The 15,716-nt window shown below is 70.6% G+C and carries 13 protein-coding genes; 12 read left to right on the top strand and 1 reads right to left on the bottom strand.

Translation table 11 applies throughout. The features are described 5' to 3' along the window. The first annotated feature begins 220 nt into the window (after positions 1 to 220). Positions 221 to 1,321 (top strand): helix-turn-helix transcriptional regulator, encoded by a 1,101-nt coding sequence (locus tag ACN469_RS32145; RefSeq protein WP_498774150.1) that lies wholly within the window; start codon positions 221 to 223, stop codon positions 1,319 to 1,321. Between the two features lie 29 nt (positions 1,322 to 1,350). Here the strand turns inward: ACN469_RS32145 and ACN469_RS32150 are convergent, their stop codons facing one another. After that, the gene (locus tag ACN469_RS32150; protein ID WP_498774152.1) at positions 1,351 to 2,850 is read right to left on the bottom strand and encodes a sigma-54-dependent transcriptional regulator; all 1,500 of its coding nucleotides are present in this window, start codon (positions 2,848 to 2,850) and stop codon (positions 1,351 to 1,353) included. Between the two features lie 220 nt (positions 2,851 to 3,070). Between ACN469_RS32150 and ACN469_RS32155 the strand changes: the two genes are divergently transcribed. From ACN469_RS32155 to ACN469_RS32205, 11 genes are all read left to right on the top strand, one after another. Continuing rightward, entirely contained in the window at positions 3,071 to 3,823 is a 753-nt protein-coding gene (locus ACN469_RS32155; protein WP_498774227.1) for an OmpA family protein, read from the top strand. A gap of 27 nt (positions 3,824 to 3,850) precedes the next feature. Then, positions 3,851 to 4,285: a chemotaxis protein CheW gene (locus ACN469_RS32160; protein ID WP_498774154.1), complete on the top strand. Its 435-nt coding sequence runs from the start codon at positions 3,851 to 3,853 to the stop codon at positions 4,283 to 4,285. 2 nt (positions 4,286 to 4,287) lie between these two features. Continuing rightward, complete coding sequence (locus tag ACN469_RS32165; protein ID WP_498774156.1) at positions 4,288 to 4,662, top strand: protein CrdC; 375 nt, start codon at positions 4,288 to 4,290, stop codon at positions 4,660 to 4,662. Then, complete coding sequence (locus tag ACN469_RS32170; protein WP_498774158.1) at positions 4,659 to 6,449, top strand: methyl-accepting chemotaxis protein; 1,791 nt, start codon at positions 4,659 to 4,661, stop codon at positions 6,447 to 6,449. The genes ACN469_RS32165 and ACN469_RS32170 overlap by 4 nt, the downstream gene beginning before the upstream one ends. Continuing rightward, positions 6,446 to 8,263 (top strand): methyl-accepting chemotaxis protein, encoded by a 1,818-nt coding sequence (locus ACN469_RS32175; RefSeq protein ID WP_498774160.1) that lies wholly within the window; start codon positions 6,446 to 6,448, stop codon positions 8,261 to 8,263. Before ACN469_RS32170 ends, ACN469_RS32175 begins: the two co-directional genes overlap by 4 nt. Next, positions 8,260 to 10,875 carry a hybrid sensor histidine kinase/response regulator gene (locus ACN469_RS32180; protein ID WP_498774162.1) on the top strand — a complete coding sequence of 872 codons (2,616 nt, stop codon included), beginning with the start codon at positions 8,260 to 8,262 and terminating at the stop codon, positions 10,873 to 10,875. Before ACN469_RS32175 ends, ACN469_RS32180 begins: the two co-directional genes overlap by 4 nt. A gap of 81 nt (positions 10,876 to 10,956) precedes the next feature. After that, positions 10,957 to 12,015: a chemotaxis-specific protein-glutamate methyltransferase CheB gene (gene cheB / locus ACN469_RS32185; protein ID WP_498774164.1), complete on the top strand. Its 1,059-nt coding sequence runs from the start codon at positions 10,957 to 10,959 to the stop codon at positions 12,013 to 12,015. A 67-nt stretch (positions 12,016 to 12,082) separates the two neighbouring features. Next, a complete protein-coding gene (locus ACN469_RS32190; RefSeq protein WP_498774229.1) occupies positions 12,083 to 13,588 on the top strand; it encodes a CheR family methyltransferase in 1,506 nt (501 codons plus the stop codon). A gap of 82 nt (positions 13,589 to 13,670) precedes the next feature. Further along, positions 13,671 to 14,519 carry a tetratricopeptide repeat protein gene (locus tag ACN469_RS32195; protein ID WP_498774166.1) on the top strand — a complete coding sequence of 283 codons (849 nt, stop codon included), beginning with the start codon at positions 13,671 to 13,673 and terminating at the stop codon, positions 14,517 to 14,519. Continuing rightward, complete coding sequence (locus ACN469_RS32200; RefSeq protein WP_255203447.1) at positions 14,516 to 14,647, top strand: hypothetical protein; 132 nt, start codon at positions 14,516 to 14,518, stop codon at positions 14,645 to 14,647. The genes ACN469_RS32195 and ACN469_RS32200 overlap by 4 nt, the downstream gene beginning before the upstream one ends. Before the next feature lie 78 nt (positions 14,648 to 14,725). Continuing rightward, positions 14,726 to 15,661, top strand: a complete 936-nt coding sequence (locus ACN469_RS32205) for a metallophosphoesterase family protein (protein ID WP_498774168.1) — start codon at positions 14,726 to 14,728, stop codon at positions 15,659 to 15,661. Positions 15,662 to 15,716: the final 55 nt, after the last annotated feature.

A 15,716-nucleotide genomic window follows, 5' to 3' on the forward strand; every position in this document is an offset into this window, starting at 1 on the left:
GGCTCCCTCCTCGAAGTGGGCGCCGTTGCATGCGCTCATCAGGAGTCCAGACATGCAAGCCATGGCGCGGTGCTTCCAGGTTCGAGTCTCCAAGCTTCCTCCCCACGGTCCTGGGCGGTGCCGAACGCGGACAGGGTGGTGGGCGGGAGCCGGGCAGGTCCATCCCAGGAAAATGGGATTCTCAGGATTGAAGGCCAGCCAGAATGGGTAGACTCCCGGCATGGTGACCCGTTCTCGGATGGAGCGTGAGTTGCTGGGGGTGCTGCGCAGTCTGGCGGAGGCCGAGCTGCCGTTGGACAAGCTGTTCACCCAGCTCAATGTGTTGCTGAAGGAGCCATTGGGGGTCGATGCGAGTTGTTGGCATGGGACGGACCCCGCGTCTGGGATGGTGACGTCCACGGTGATGGAGAACCTGGACCCGAGAGGCTTTGCGCGCGCGGCCTATCTGGAGTTGTGGGCGCCGGAGCCGCTGACGTTCGCCGGGCTGCGGGCGTTGGGGAAGCGGGTGGACTCGCTGAGTCACGCGGCGAAGGGGAAGCTCGATGAGAGCGCGCGCTACCGGGAGCTGATGGCGCCGTTTGGCTTTGGCGACGAGCTGCGCGTCAACTTCGACTTGCCGTCGGGGTGCTGGGGCGCGGCGACGTTCATGCGCGCCAAGGACCGGGGCCCCTATACGGAGCGCGAGGTCGGGATGATGGACCGGTTCTCCTCGCACATCGGCCAGATGTTGTGGCGCTCCTATCGAGGCACCGTGCCCCAGGGGGAAGGGCAGCCGCTCCCGGGCATCGCGGTGTTGGGGCCGCGAGGTCAGTTGATGTCCGCGGACCTGCGCGCCGAGGCCGTCCTGGCCGCGCTCGCCGAGTCGTCACCTTCATCGACAGGTGTTCCCTCGGGAATGATTACACTCGCCGAGCATGCGCGGGGCCTGGGCGCAGCGGGACGCAAGGATGTGCCGTCGCGCTCCCGGGTGCGCACGAGCACGGGGCAGTGGCTCACGTTGCATGCGTCGTTGCTCGAAGGTCGCCCGGACGGTCAGGTGGCCATCGTGGTGACGCCCGCCACTCCGGCGGAGGTGCTGCCCATGGCGCTCATGAGCCTGGGGCTCACGGCCCGGGAGCAGGATGTCGCCCTCCTCGTCGCCCGGGGGCACAACACCAGCACCATCGCGCGGACCCTGTTCATCACCCCGGCGACCGTGCAGGACCACTTGAAGTCCATCTTCACCAAGGCCGGAGTCCGCAGCCGGCGGGAGTTCATCGCCCGGCTCGTGGGGACCTCGGCGGCGCTGGCCCCCGGCGCCATCACGGCGCGAGGGGCCTGAGGTGAATCAATCCCATATCAGGCGGGCGGCTACGTCTCGGATTGGCCGCGCCGCAAGCCCAATGCCTTCATCTTCTTGTAAAAATGTCCACGCTCCAGGTCCAGCAGTCGCGCCGCCTCCGTCACGTTGTCGTGGGTGTGGGCCAGCACATAAAGAATGATCTCCCGCTCGGCGTCCTCTACCTGCTCGCGAAAGGTCTTGTCGGCCCGGGGCTGGAAGCCCGCTTGAGCTGGCGCTGACACGGGGGGAAGGGGCGCCACCAGGGCCGGAGCCGGCGTGCTGGCCGCCACGACCACCGCGGAGTCCACGGTGGGCGGAGGAGGCATCAGCGAGACAGGCGCCTCCGTCGGCGGGGGAACACCCCCGCGCCCTCGGGGCAGCAGCTCCAGCGCGTCCGTCCGGGTGACGATGGGGCCCTCGCAGAGAATGGCCAGTCGCTCGACCAGGTTGCGCAGCTCGCGCACGTTGCCGGGATAGTCATACGCGCTCATCACCGACACCGCGTCCGGAGACAGCGTCAGCGGACGGCGCCCGTTCTTCGCGCACGCCTCGCGAAGGAAGGTGCCGATGAGGTCCGGCAGGTCCTCGCGCCGCTCACGCAGGGGCGGCGAGTGAATCTGGACGACGTTGATGCGGTAATACAAATCCTCGCGGAAGCGCCCCGCGGAGATCTCCTTCTCCAGATTCTTGTTCGTGGCCGCGATGACCCGCACGTCCACCTTGAGGGTCTCCGCGCCGCCCACCCGCTCCAGCTCGCCTTCCTGCAACACGCGCAGGAGCTTGGACTGCATCGCCGGAGGCATGTCCCCAATCTCGTCGAGGAACAACGTGCCCTCGTGGGCCAGCTCGAACTTGCCCCGCCGCACGCTCACCGCGCCGGTGAAGGCGCCCTTCTCGTGGCCGAACAGTTCGCTTTCAATCAAATCGTGCGGCACCGCCGCGCAGTTGAGCTTCACGAACGGGTTGGCCTTGCGCCGCGAGTGCTGGTGCAGCGCCCGGGCGATGAGCTCCTTGCCCGTGCCGTTCTCACCTGTAATCAGCACCCGTCCTTCCGAGGGCGCCGTGCGCTGGATGAGCGAGAAGATGCGCTGCATGGCCGGGCCGCTGCCCACCATGTCGTAGCGCCCGAGCTGCTCGCGCAGCTCCCTCAACTCCTCTATCGCCGCCTGGTGCTTGAGCACGTTGCGCAGCGCCACCAGCATCCGCTCCCGGGCGATGGGCTTCTCCAGGAAGTCCCGCGCGCCCAGCTGGGTCGCCTTCACCGCAGTGTCGATGGTGCCGTGCCCCGACATCATGATGACGGGCAGCTCCGGCTTGAGCTCCGTGAGCCGGGCCAGCGCCGTCAGCCCATCCATGTCCGGCATCTTCACGTCCATCAACACCGCGTCCACCGGACGCGCGCTCACCACATCGAGCGCCACCTGTCCGCTGGCGGCCAGGTGTGTCTGATACCCCGCCAGCTGCAACGACTGGCTCAGTGTCAGCAGAATGTTCTTCTCGTCATCGACGATGAGGACGGATGCGGGCATGTGGGGCGCTCCCGGCCGAGGGCCACGTCACGCGGCCACTTCACGGGCAACGGTGACAATCTCACGGAAAATATTTGGACATTCAAGGGTTTCGGGGCGCGGAGGGGTGTCTCGAAAGGGACAAAAGCTTTGACTCACCCTGGCGACTACGACTACACGCGACCCGAATACCCGCCCCCTGCGGGTGCTTCTTTCGTTTTCAAGATTTTCGGGAGGAATGATGCGTCGGATCTCTCTTTGGGCGGGTCTCGGCCTCGCCATGGCCGTGCTGACCGGCTGCCCCCCCAGCTACCCCAACTGTAACGACGACTCGACCTGCTCCGAGAAGGGCGAGGTCTGCGTCCAGGGCCAGTGCCAGGAGTGCGCCACCGAGGCGAACTGCAAGGAAGGCTTCACGTGCCAGAACAACAAGTGCGCGCCCAAGCCCCCTGAGTGCACGGTGGACAACCAGTGCGGTGATGGCCGCATCTGCGAGGCCGGCAAGTGCGCCGAGGCCCAGTGCAAGGACGACTCCTCCTGCCCCTCCGGCGGCAAGTGCCAGGCGGGCCGCTGCCAGGTCCCCTCGGACACCTGCGCGTCCAACTCCGACTGCGGTGAGGGTCAGGAGTGCAGCTCCGGCCGCTGCGTGACGGCCTCCGCCGACAAGTGCGACTGGAGCCCGGTGCGCTTCGGCTTCAACGAGTCCTCCCTGGACTCCGCGGCCCAGCAGCGCCTGTCCGACCTGGCCACGTGCCTGAAGACCGGCCAGCAGGGCAAGCTGACCCTCGCGGGCCACGCCGACGAGCGCGGCACGGAGGAGTACAACCTCCAGCTGTCCAACCGCCGCGCGCAGTCCGTCAAGCGCTACCTGACGGACCTGGGCGTGAAGTCCAACTCGGTGACGACGGTGGGTTACGGTGAGACCCGGCCGGCGAGCAACGCCTCGTCCGAGGACGCCTGGTCCGAGAACCGCCGCGTCGAGTTCCAGCGCTAGTTGAGGCTGGGGTAGGCTGTGCGCCACATGGCCGTCCACGAGCCGGAAGCGCGGCAGTCCTATCTTGTTTTCGCCTGCGGTAGCAGTTGGTACGCGGTACCCGCGGAGTGCGCGGCGGAGGTGGTTACCTTCCCCGAGCTGACGCGGGTACCGGGCTCCCCTGCCCACCTGCTGGGCGTGTTCGCCCACCGAGGAGAGGTCATCCCGGTGGTGGACATGGGCCTGCTGGTGGCGGGGGCCAGCCAATCCTCGCGGCGGGCCGTGCTGGTGCGGCTGTCGCGTGGCACCCTGGGCCTCACGGCGTCCACGGTGGCCGGTGTGTCCCCGGTGACGGGCGCGCTGGAGCCCCTGGGTTCCGCCGGCGTCCAGGTCCACCTGCGGGGCCCCGCCAAGAGCGGTCCCCGGGATGTGGCCGTCATCGACCCCGAAGGGCTCTTCGACCATCTCAGCCAGGGGGCTTGACCATGGCCCCAGCCAGTCCCGTCCGGGGCATGCTGTTCTGCCATGCGGGCCCGCATCGGCTCGCCTTCGCCGCGCACGAGGTGCTCGCCATCTCTTCTCCCGGTGAGGAGGCGGATGCGGCCTCCGCCCGGCTGGCGTTCCAGGCACCCGCGGGCGCCATGCGGGTGCTGGTGGCGGCCTCGGGAGGCGCGGTGGGGGTGGACACGCTCGAAATCGACGCGGAGTCGCATCCGGTGCTGCCCGCTCCCTGTGTGACGGTGCACGCCTCGGGCGGCAGTCTGCGGGGCTTCGTGCTGGCGCGCGGGGTGCTCTGGCCGCTGCTGGGCCTGGCGGACTTCGAGCGCTTCCTACGGGGCCTGTCCCGGGGGGCGGCATGACGGCGCCCCAGGATGTGCGGGGCCTGGCCCGGTGGCTGGCGCGTCCGGTGGCGCCGGCCAGCACGGTGGGCATCTCCCTGGCGCTGTTGCATGGCCTGCTGACGGAGGCGCTCCCCGTCGAGTCGTGGATGCGCTTCCTGGTCCTCGTCGTCGTCGTCACGGCGCTGTCGCTGTGGCTCATCCAACTGCATGCGAGGCGCTCGCTGCGGGTGCTGCATGCGGTGGGGGCCGGGCGGCTGACGGCCTCGGCGGAGAACCTCAAGGCGGCGCTGCTGGAGGCCCGAGGCTTTCCCGAGCGGTGCTTCTCCTTCGCGCTCCAGAGCTGGCTGGTGGGCGCGCTGGTGGTGGCCTTCATCTTCATCCCCTGGGCGGACGCGCCGCTGTCGCTGGGGCCGCGCATCCTCCTGGTCAGCGCGTCGCTGGGCTCGCTGACGGCGCTGCTCATCTACCTGCTGGTGGTGCGTCGCTGCCGCGAAGCGGTGGAACTCATCGCGGCCCGAGGCCTGTCTCCGATGGAGGTGGTGGCCACGGCGCCTCCCCAGCGGCTGCACATCCGCCGTCGCATGGTGCTCTTCACCGCCATCGCGGTGCTCACGCCATCGCTGTTCATCCTCGACGCCACCGTCTCCCGCACCCTTCGCGCCATGGATGACGTGGTGCTGGCCCGCTCGCCGTTGGAGCAGGACGAGGCGCTGCGGCGGGCGGATGACGGGCGGGGACTGGCGGTGGCGGGGCTCGTCGCCATCCTCGTGCTGCTGACGGCGCACCTGGGCGGCACCGTCATCGCGGCGCCGCTGCGCGCCATCACCGAGGATGCCACCCGAATCGCCCAGGGCGACCTGCGCCCTCCGCGCGTCATCGCCGCCGAGGACGAGGTGTGGGCCACGTCCGCCGCGTTCGCGCAGATGCAGGCGCAGCTCGGCCAGGCGCTCACCCAGCTGCGGCGCGCGGGTCTGCAGATCTCCACCACGACGGAGCAGCTGGTGGCCACGTCCGGGGAGCAGGAGTCGGGCGCGGACGAGCAGGCCAGCTCGCTCAACGTGACGAGCGCGACGACGGAGGAGCTGGCGCGCTCGGCGCAGCAAATCGCGGGCAACGCGGAGTCGGTGTCCACCATCGCCGAGTCGACGTTCGCCGCCGCGCAGACGGGCCAGCGGGGCGCCGCGGCCTTCCTGGGCGCCATGCAGCGCATGAAGCAGGACAACCAGGCCATCGCGGACGCGGTGGTGCGGTTGAACAAGCGCGTGCAGCAGATTGGCAAGGTGGTGGAGTTCATCAACGAGATCGCCGACAAGTCGGACCTGCTGGCGCTCAACGCGGAGCTGGAGGGCACCAAGGCGGGCGAGGTGGGGCGGGGCTTCTCGCTGGTGGCCGCGGAGATGCGGCGGCTGGCGGAGAACGTCATCCGGTCCACGAAGGCGATTGAGCAGCTCATCGCGGAGATTCGCGACGCCACGCACGCGGCGGTGATGGCCACGGAGGCGGGGTTGAAGGCGATGGACGCGGGCACGGTGCTGGCGGCCGAGGTGGACGAGAGCCTGAGCCTCATCCTGGAGCTGGCGCGGCAGACGTCGCACGCGGTGCGCAGCATCTCGCTGGCCACGCAGCAGCAGCAGACGGGCACGGACCAGCTCGCCGCCGCCATGGGGGACATCCTGCGCGTCACCGAGCAGAACTCGGCGGCCACCAAGCAGATGGCGGTGGCCAACGCGGACCTGTCCACCCTGTCGAGGGACCTCAAGCGCGTGGTGGAGCGCTTCCACGTCGTGGCCAGGGAGGACGCATGAGCGAGCGCGGTGGCCCTCGGCGGGCCTCGTTCAGCCGGCACCTGATGCTTCCGGTTCCCCTGGCCAACCTGATGGGCGCGGCGCTGGGGCTGCACTACGCCCGGCTCACGCTCTCCGACGCGCTGGCCGTGGACGGGCGACTGTCGCTGCTGCTCCGGCTGGGAGCGCTGCTGTGCGGCGTGGCGATGGTGGTGGGCGCGGCGGCGGCGCTCGGGCGGCTGCGCACGCTGCGCGGACTGGAGCGGGGCGATATCTCTCCGACGCCGGAGTCCCTGAAGGCGGCGGTGATGGAGGCGACGCGCGCGCCGGATGAGTCCTTCCTGGGCTCGCTGGGGCTGTGGCTGCTCACCACCGTGGCGCTGGGGGCCTCGCTGTGGGGGTTTGGCGGCGCGGACATCGACATGTCCCGTCGCATCGCCGGGCTGGGGCTGTTGTTCGGCCCGCTCACGGCGCTGCTCGTGCACTGCCTGGTCATCTTGCGCTCGCGCAAGGTGGTGCTGTGGCTGGCCGAGCTGGGCATGACGCACTCGCAGCTCATCGCGGCCATGCCCCGGCGGGCGGAGATTCGCGCGCGGCTGGTGGCCTTCGCCTTCATCTCCGTGGTGACGCCCGCGGTGTTGTCGGTGCAGCTCTCGTCGGCGCTGGGAGAGCGGGCCCTGGCCCAGCTGGTGGAGTACGGCACCCCGAGCGCGGAGCTGGCCTCGGCGCTGCGCCTGGAGGCGCTGGCGTCGGGAGGGCCGCTGGTGTTGCTCGTCTTCGGGCTGGCGCTCACCACGGCGTACCTGGGAGGCACGTTGCTGGGGCGTCCGCTGCGGGAGCTGTCGAGCGAGGCGCGGCGCATCGCCGAGGGCGACCTGGCCAGTCCGCGCGTGGTGCCGGCGGAGGATGAAATCTGGGATGTGTCCGCCGCCTTCACCACGATGCGCGCGCACCTGGCGGATGTGATGTCGCAGCTGCAGCGCGCCGGGGCGCAGATTTCGGCCACCACGGAGGAGATTCTCACCACCTCCGGGCGCTACGAGATGGGGGCCTCGGAGCAGGCCAGCTCGCTGGACCAGACGAGCGCGACGACGGAGGAGCTGGCGCGGTCGGCGCGGCAGATCGCCGAGAACGCGGGCTCGGTGGCGCAGATTGCCCAGCGCACGCTGGGGGCGGCGCAGCAGGGGCAGCGCAGCGCGGAGTCGTTCCTGGGCTCCATGGAGCGCATGAAGCAGGACAACGCCGCCATTGCCTCGGCGGTGGTGCGGCTCAACAAGCGCGTCCAGCAGATTGGAAAGATTGTCGAGTTCATCAACGGCGTGGCCGACAAGTCGGACCTGCTGGCGCTGAACGCGGAGCTGGAGGGGACGAAGGCGGCGGAGGTGGGCCGGGGCTTCTCGCTGGTGGCCGCGGAGATGCGGCGCCTGGCGGAGAACGTGCTGGAGTCGACCAAGGAAATCGAGGGGCTCATCGAGGAGGTCCGCGAGGCCTCGGCCGCGGCGGTGTCCGCCACGGAGGGCGGCGTGCGCGCGGTGGAGACGGGGACGACGCTGGCACAGCAGGTGTCGGAGTCGCTGCGGCAGATTACGAAGCTGGCGGGCAAGACTTCGGACGCGGTGCGCAGCATCTCCCTGGCCACGCAGCAGCAGCAGACGGGCACGGACCAGCTCGCGGAGACGATGGCGGACATCCTCCGAATCACCCAGCAGAGCCTCAACGCCACCAAGCAGGTGAGCACGGCGAACACGGATCTGCTCGTGCTGGCGCGTGACTTGCGGGAAGTGGTGGAGCGGTTCCAGATTGGCCAGGAGACGCTGCGGGAGGAGGGCGGGTGAACCCGAGCGAGCGCCTCCTCAGGCAGTTCCGGGACCTGGTGACGGTGCGCTTGGAGCGCATCAACCGGGCGCTCATGGAGCTGGAGGCGGGGGCGAGCGCGGAGGCCGGAAGGGGTGCGCTGCGCGAGCTGCACGGGCTCAAGGGCGAGGCCCGGATGATGGGCTTCGACGACATCAACGTGCTCGTGCACGAGATGGAGGAGCTGGTCCGCTGCACGGAGCCTCGGCGGTATGCGCTGTCGGCGGACTCCACGGACGCCCTGCTCAGCGCCGCCGACGTGGTGCTGCTGCTGTCGGGAGCCCAGCCGTCGACGGAGGTTTCGCCCGAGGTGGGGCGGCTCGTGGTCTGGCTCCAGTCGTGTACTCGGGCGGAGGCGGGGGGGCCGCCGACCGGGGCAGGCACGCCGGGGGCCGTGGGGCAGGAATCAGCGGTGCCCCGCAAGGCCGACGTGGGCGAGTCGCTGGCCGCGCTCGCTCGAGCCGCCGCCGTGGCATCCGAGTTGGCCACCGCGAGCACCGCGACGTCGAGGGGTGGCGGCGCTCCTTTCGAGGAGCCGGCCCGGAGTGAGCCGGGCTCCGGGATGGGACGCGTCGGAGACAGTGCTTCCTCCGAGGGGGCGCCTCGCCGCGGCTCGGGCACGGGGATGTGGCGGGTCAGCAGCGGCACTCCCGTGGAGAGTCCTCCTCGGAGCCCGGTGGGGAGTCCTCTGGCGACAGGCGGCACGCCCGCTTCGTCGCGGGCCCGCAATTGGCCCTCCGCGCCTCGCCCGGAAGGGACTCCGGCCGCGAGCACCCCTCGGGCCGGTACTGGTGCTTCCAGCGCGGGGACCTCTCCGGCGACTTCAGCCAGCACGGCGCCTCGCGCTCAAGGGCCGGGTGGGGTGCGGCAAGCAGGAGCCACAGCGGCGCCCCGTCAGGCCGAGCTGCGCATGGACGCGGTGCGCATCGACGTGGCCAGCCTGGACCTGTTGACGAGCGCGGTGACCAACCTGGCCCAGGTGGCTCGGCGGCGAGAGCGCGCCAACGCGCGGCGGCTGGCCCTGGCCCGGGAGCTCGGTCAACTGGCCCGCGAGGCGGAGGACCTGGGGCCCGCCGCGGCGGCCCTGGTGGCCCGCTTGGGAACAGCCAAGGAGCTGGCCGCCGACCTTCATCGCGAGTCCAAGCTCCTGTCCAACGAGGAGCTCCGAGACCTCGGCCTCGTGGTGGAGGAGGTGCAGGGCCTGCGGATGCTGCCCTTGTCCGTCCTCTTCGAGCCCTACCCGCGAATGGTCCGCGATTTGTCGCGCTCCCTCGGCAAGGAAGTGGAGCTGGTCGTCGACGGAGAGGACACCCGCGCGGACCGGGCCGTGGTGGAGGCGCTGCGCGAACCGCTGATGCACCTGGTGCGCAACGCCCTGGACCACGGCCTGGAGACACGGGTGGACCGGGTGACGTCGGGCAAGCACCCTCGGGGCTGCCTCACGCTGCGCGCCGCACGAGAGGGCAGTCGCATCATCCTCCGCGTCGAGGACGACGGCCTGGGCCTGGACCCCGCCGAGCTGCGCCGGGTCGCCGTGCGCCGAGGCACCCTGGACGAGAACGCGGCCAACGCCCTCTCTGACGCCGCGGCCCGAGAGCTCATCTTCCTGTCCGGCTTCACCTCGCGCGAGGTCGCCACCGACTTGTCGGGGCGGGGCGTGGGGCTCGACGCCGTGCGCGCCTCCATCCAGGGCCTGGGCGGCGACGTTGGGGTGGAGTCCGCGCCCGGCTGGGGCACCATCTTCGAGCTGCGCGTCCCCGTCTCCCTCACCGTGGCGCCGTTGCTCTTCGTCCAGGTGGGCCAGGAGACGCTCGCCTTGAGCGCCACCCACGTCTCGCGGGCGCTCAAGGTGGAGCCCTTGCACCTGTGCGAGGTGGCCGGCCGTCCCTCGCTGCTCGTGGAAGGGCGGGTGCTGCCGCTGGCGTCGCTGGGAGCGCTCCTGGGCCTGGCTCAGGAGCGGGAGGTTCGCGAGGGAGAGCTCGTCCTGGTGGTGCGCAGCCAGAGCGGCGCCGCCGCCGTCGTGGTGGACAGGGTCCTGGAGGAGCGGGTCCAGGCCATCCTCCCCCTGCGAGGGGTGATGGCCCGCTTCGGCCACCTCGCCGGGGCCACCTCCCTGGCCGACGGCCGGCTGGCGATGGTCCTCTCCGCCGCCTGGCTCACCGCCAGCGCCCACGGGACGTCCCCGCTGAGGCTCCCCCGCTCGGCCTCCCCCGGAGCCGAGTCTCGCCGCCGCCGCATCCTCGTCGTGGACGACTCGCCGCTGACCCGGGAGCTCATCTCCAACCTCCTGGAAGCCGTGGGGTACGACACCGTCATGGCCGCCGACGGGGCCGACGCGCTGGACGCCCTGGAGGGTGCGCCGGTGGACCTGGTCGTGACGGACCTGGAGATGCCCGGGATGGACGGCCTGGAGCTGACCCGGCGCCTGAAGGGGCATCCCACCCAGGCCCGGATGCCCGTCGTCATCCTCACCACCCGTGGTGGCGAGGAGGACCGGCGGCGTGGGTTGGCGGCCGGGGCGAACGGCTACATCACCAAGGGAGATCTGGTGCGCCAGGACCTGGTGGATGTGGTGGGCCGTCTCCTGTCCTGAAGGGCCCCCCGCTCAACCTGCTGAGGACACGGCGGAGCATTGGCTATACTCGCGACCTCGCGTACGGGGTATGGACAGGGCATGGGCAAGAAAGTGTCGGTGCTGGTGGTCGATGACTCACTCATCTGCCGACAGCTCATCTGCGAGGCGCTGAGCAAGGACCCCGACATCGAGGTCGTGGGTTCCTGCGCGGACGGCAAGCAGGCCGTGGAGATGACCAAGGAGCTGCGTCCCCACGTCATCACCATGGACGTGGACATGCCCGTCATGGACGGGCTGACGGCCACCGAGCACATCATGGCCGAGTGCCCCACGCCCATCCTGGTGCTGACGGCGGACCCGCGCTCGCAGGCCCCGGAGCTGACGTATCGCGCGCTGGAGCTGGGCGCGCTCGCGCTTCAAATCAAGCCCTCCATCGACGCCGGTCCCGAGGCGTGGAACCTGGTGCGGGAGATCAGGCTGCTCTCCTCGGTGCGCGTCATCCGCCACCTGCGCCGCTCCCAGAAGGGCACCATCACCCCTCCCCGGGTGACGACGTCGGTGCTGCCCGCGGTGTCCATGGGCGTGGTGGTGGTGGCCGCCAGCACGGGCGGGCCGCAGGTGCTGAACCGGATGCTCTCCGAGCTGCCGCCCGACTTCCCGGCGCCCATCGTCATCGTCCAGCACATCAACGCGGCCTTCGCGGAGTCGCTGGCGGGGTGGCTGGGAAACACGAGCCGGCTGAAGGTGCGGCTGGCGCAGGACGGCGAGCCGCTGATGCCGGGGCACGTGCTCATCGCTCCGCCGGGGATGCACACCGTGATTCCCTTCCGGGGGCGGGTGGCGCTCAAGGCGGGAGTGGAGCGGGACGGGCATATGCCGTCCGGGACGACGTTGCTGGAGAGCGCGGCCAGGACGTACGGCCGCCGGGCGGTGGGGCTGGTGCTGACGGGCATGGGCGCGGACGGCGCGGAGGGGTTGCTGGCCATCCGTCAGGCGGGTGGGCTGACGCTCGCGCAGAACGAGGAGTCCTGCGTGGTGTTCGGCATGCCCGGCACGGCGGTGGAGCGCAAGGCGGTGGACCACCTCATCCACGGAGACGAGGTCGCCGCCACGCTGGCGCGACTGGCCCGGGGTGAGTCGCTCGCAGTGGGGCGCTGAGCCGCCGGTGCGCGCTCCGGGTGCGCCATGGGCTTCCGTGCGCGCCTTCCTCACGGCGCGCACGGGCATGGCCTTGAGCGGGCCCCAGATTCGCCGCCTGGATGATCGGCTGGCGGAGCGGTGTCGTGGGCTGACACCGCACCAGTACCTGGCCTTCCTCAAGTCGCCGTCGGGCGCGGCGGAGCTGGAGGGCCTCATCTCCGCGGTGGTGGTGAACAAGACGGACCTCTTCCGCGACGAGGTGCAGCTCACCGACTTCCGGGAGCGGGTGTTGTCGCCGCTGGTGGCGCGGGCGGGGGGACGGCCGCTCCGAATCTGGAGCGCGGGCTGCTCCACGGGCGAGGAGGTGGCCACGCTGCTCATCCTCCTGGCCGAGTCGGGCGCGAGCCCTGGCAGCACGGTGCTGGGCACGGACATCTCCGAGGCGGCGCTGCGGCGGGCGTCGGCGCTCTCCTTCACGACGGATCAACTGCGCCGGGTGCCCGTGGGGCCGCGTGAGCGCTACTTCGTGCCCAGGGGTTCGCGGCTGACGCTGGTGTCGGCGCTGCGTGAGCGCGCGCGCTTCCAGGTCCACAACCTGATGGACGTGCCCTATCCCCGGTCCGTGGGAGAGGGGCACTTCGACGTCATCTTCTGCCGCAACGTCCTCATCTACTTCACGGTGGAGTCCTTCCACCGGACGGTGGCGACGCTGGCCGACAGCCTGGTGGCCGGAGGCACGCTGGTGCTGTCCGCCTCGGAACCGCTGCTCCAGGTGCCACCGACACTCCGGGTGGCGCGCACGGAGGCGGCCTTCTTTCACGTCCGTGTCGACGTGTCCGAGGCAGGGCAGGGGACGCCGCGCCTCGGCAAGGAAGGTCCAGCGAGCATCGTCGGAACAGGCATCGCGTCGAGTGCTCCAGTCCGGTCCACCGAGGCGAGGTCCACCTCGCGGGAGTCCAGCGCGGGAGCGAGCCGCGAGCCACCGATTCCTATCGGCGCGAGGCGGTCCGCGGCGCTGGGAGCGAACCGTGAGCCATTGGCGCCCATCGGAGTGGACCGGACGTTGTCGGTTGGCGTGAACCGCGAGCCTCCGACACCCATCAGCGCGGGCCGGGCGTCCATGCCAGGAGCGAACAGGGAGCCGCCGACGCCCCTCGGAGCGGCCCGCGAGCAGTCGAGTCCCCTCGATGCAGGCCGGGCGTCCGCGTCGGGAACGGGCCGCGCGCCGCCAGGTCCCATCGACACGGATCGGGGCTCGGCGCTGCCCTCACCGTCCTCCGCCGAAGCGGACCTGCTCTTCGCCTGCGTCCTCGACGGCGCCGCCTCGGGAGCCTCCGACGCGGTGGCGGAGCGTGACCTCCGCCGCTGCCTCTCTCTCGACCCGGACCATGCGGCCGCGCGCTACCTCCTCGGGCTGTTGCTGGAGCAGTGCCGTCGTCCCCTCGAAGCCGCCGCCGAGTACCGCCGGGCCCTGGTGTCCCTGGAGGAGGGGAGGGCCCGCCCGGTCCCCTTCTTCCTCAACCCCGGCCGGCTCCGTGTCGCCTGCGCACACGCCGCTGGACGCCTGTCCCCCTCGAGCAGCAGCCGCTGAAGGAGCAGGCGGGCGGGCCTGGGACAGGGGACCTGCGAGAAGTCCGGACGGCCTGTCGATTTGGCCGTAAGATGCCCGCCCCATGCGAAGGCTCGTCCTGTTCGCGCTGCTGGTGGCGCTCCCTGGTTGCTTCTATCCCGCTGACCGTGGCCGCGCCCTCGAGGCGAAGGTCGACCGGCTCGGTGCCGACTCCGCGCAGATGCAGACGGAGTTGAAGGAGGCGCGCGACCAGCTCGCCGCCACCCTGCCGAAAATCGACGAGAAGGTCGCCGAGGTCACCAAGGCCCTGGATGGCCTGGACAGCGCCGCGCGCCGCAAGGACGCGGACATCGGCATCCAGCTCCAGAAGACGATGGAGGACCTGTCCCAGCTGCGCGGCCAGGTGGAGACCTACCTCCACAAAATCACCGAGCTGGAGACCGCGCTCGGTGCCCAGGACCAGAAGCTGCTCGCGATGCAGGGCACGGCCGCCGTGAAGGAGGCCGAGGCCAAGAAGAAGGCCGAGGAGCTCCAGCGTCCCACCAACCCCAAGGACTTCCTCGCGCTCGCCCAGGAGCGGGCGAAGGCCGGCGAGGTGCTCGTGGCCCGTCAGCTCTTCACCGAGCTGATGAAGAAGTGGGCCAAGGATCCGCTGGTGGGCGAGGCCCACTACGGCCTGGGTGAGACGTACTTCACCGAGTCCAAGTGCCGCGAGGCCCTCTTCGAGTACGGCAAGGTGGTGCAGGACCACCCGAAGACGCCCTCCGCGCCGGACGCCTACCTGCGCTCCTCCGAGTGCTTCGCCCAGCTCAAGATGAAGGACGAGTCGCGGATGGCGCTCGAGGAGCTCGTGAAGAGCTACCCCAAGGCCTCCGCCGCGAAGACGGCCAAGGAGCGCATCGCCGAGCTGGACAAGGCGAAGGCCCCCGCCAAGAAGGGCGGCAAGAAGTGAGCTTCCGTCCGCTGCGGCTCGCCGCGCTGGCGCTCCTGCTCCTGCCCCTGGTCGCGGGCGCGGCGCCCAAGCAGTTGGTGCTGCTCTTCACCGGAGACAACGGGGGCGAAATCGCCCCCTGTGGTTGACGACACAACCCGTCTGGCGGTCTGGCCAGAAGAAAAATCGCGATAGAGCAGGAGCGCGCCAAGGGCGTACCGGTCCTCGTGTTGGACGCGGGCAACGCGCTCTTCAGGAGCCGGGACAGCGGTGGCGCTCCGGATGCGCGCGCACGCGCGGAGCTGTTGCTCGCGCAGATGGACGCGCAGGGCACCACCGCCATGGCCGTGGGCACGCGAGACCTCAACCTGGGCGTGGACTTCCTGCGCAAGCAGACGCGCAAGTCGAAGCTGAAGCTGCTGTCGGCGAACCTCGTGGACGCGAAGGGCAAGCTGCTGTTCCCCGCCTCCACGGTGGTGGACGTCGGCGGGCTCAAGGTCGGCGTGGTGGGCGCCTCCCCGGCGACGACCCAGCCCGAGCCCATGGAGCCGTTGGCCCAGGGCAAGGCGGCCGGGGTGATGCGGCAGGGCCTGCCGGTGGCTCCCGCCGTGGCCGCCGAGGCCAGGCGGCTGCGCAAGCAGGAGCAAGTGGACCTGGTCGTGCTGCTCGCCGCCGTGCCCTACGACGAGGTGCTCAAGCTGGCCAACGAGGTGGAGGGTGTGGACTTCGTGATGCCGTCCCACGAAGGCCGGGGCTCCGGCATCCCCCAGCGCATGGCGATGACCACCATCGTCCCGCCGGGAGACCGGGGGCGCCAGCTGGCGAAGCTGGAGCTGTCCATCAACGGCCCCGGCCGGTTCGTGGACAACTCCGAGGTGGCGCGCACCCGCGACGGGCTGCGAATCGTGGAGACCAACCTGGCCAAGGCCCGGGAGCGGCTCGCCAAATCCACCGATGAGACGCAGAAGCGCTCGCTCGAGGCAGCGGTCGCCAGCCTGGACGCCCGGCGCGTTGCCCTGGAGAAGACGGCGGCGGGGGGCGCAACGCCTGCGGCCCGGACGCATCTATTGTCGTACATCCAGCTTGGGAGCGACGTGCCGGCGGACCCGGCCGTTCAGAAAGCGGTGGAACGCATCGAGCCTCCCGGCTCGGCATCCCACTAGCCCGGGCGGATCTTGTGCCCCGGTCGGCGCGCCGTTATAAGCGCCGGCCATTACA

Origin of the sequence: Corallococcus terminator (genome assembly GCF_049194865.1) — a bacterium.
Lineage (GTDB): Bacteria > Myxococcota > Myxococcia > Myxococcales > Myxococcaceae > Myxococcus > Myxococcus terminator_A.

What these genes read in the sequence shown, in the direction of transcription:
- ACN469_RS32175 (WP_498774160.1), top strand. Translation starts at nt 6,446, where the DNA reads ATGAGCGAGCGCGGTGGCCCTCGGCGGGCCTCGTTCAGCCGGCACCTG.
- ACN469_RS32150 (WP_498774152.1), bottom strand. Translation starts at nt 2,850, where the DNA reads ATGCCCGCATCCGTCCTCATCGTCGATGACGAGAAGAACATTCTGCTG.
- ACN469_RS32155 (WP_498774227.1), top strand. Translation starts at nt 3,071, where the DNA reads ATGCGTCGGATCTCTCTTTGGGCGGGTCTCGGCCTCGCCATGGCCGTG.
- ACN469_RS32190 (WP_498774229.1), top strand. Translation starts at nt 12,083, where the DNA reads ATGGCCTTGAGCGGGCCCCAGATTCGCCGCCTGGATGATCGGCTGGCG.
- ACN469_RS32145 (WP_498774150.1), top strand. Translation starts at nt 221, where the DNA reads ATGGTGACCCGTTCTCGGATGGAGCGTGAGTTGCTGGGGGTGCTGCGC.
- ACN469_RS32170 (WP_498774158.1), top strand. Translation starts at nt 4,659, where the DNA reads ATGACGGCGCCCCAGGATGTGCGGGGCCTGGCCCGGTGGCTGGCGCGT.
- ACN469_RS32165 (WP_498774156.1), top strand. Translation starts at nt 4,288, where the DNA reads ATGGCCCCAGCCAGTCCCGTCCGGGGCATGCTGTTCTGCCATGCGGGC.
- cheB (WP_498774164.1), top strand. Translation starts at nt 10,957, where the DNA reads ATGGGCAAGAAAGTGTCGGTGCTGGTGGTCGATGACTCACTCATCTGC.
- ACN469_RS32160 (WP_498774154.1), top strand. Translation starts at nt 3,851, where the DNA reads ATGGCCGTCCACGAGCCGGAAGCGCGGCAGTCCTATCTTGTTTTCGCC.
- ACN469_RS32195 (WP_498774166.1), top strand. Translation starts at nt 13,671, where the DNA reads ATGCGAAGGCTCGTCCTGTTCGCGCTGCTGGTGGCGCTCCCTGGTTGC.